This is a genomic window from Pseudomonas agronomica (genome assembly GCF_025917275.1).
GTDB lineage: Bacteria > Pseudomonadota > Gammaproteobacteria > Pseudomonadales > Pseudomonadaceae > Aquipseudomonas > Aquipseudomonas agronomica.
The window spans coordinates 1-298 of the sequence record NZ_JAOSHO010001112.1; the positions used below are offsets into that span (position 1 = coordinate 1).

Sequence of the window (298 nt, forward strand, 5' to 3'; positions counted from 1 at the left end):
GGCCCATGCGCGGGTTCTCGAAGATCACCAGGTGCTGGTGTTCGGTGCGCACTTCGTGCAGCAACTTGTCCATGCGAAAACGCTGGCCATAGCCTTCGTAGAGGGTTTCCAGGTAATCGCCGGTCGGGGTGGTCGTCATGGTCAAGTGCTCCAATCAATACGCGGTGGGCCAATGAGGCTCGCAAAGGCGCGCATTCTACGACGCTGGAGATGACAGGTCGAACCTCAACTGTCTGACGACGCAACGCAGCCGAGGGAGCTTGCTCCCGCTGGCCTCTGGAGCTGCCGAGCGAAGCGA

1 pseudogene is annotated in these 298 nt (G+C 60.7%); it reads right to left on the minus strand.

Annotated elements, in window-relative coordinates:
- Window positions 1–139 (minus strand): annotated as a pseudogene (locus OC610_RS29145) (polyamine aminopropyltransferase); the annotation flags it as partial.
- Between the last annotated feature and the right edge of the window lie 159 nt (window positions 140–298).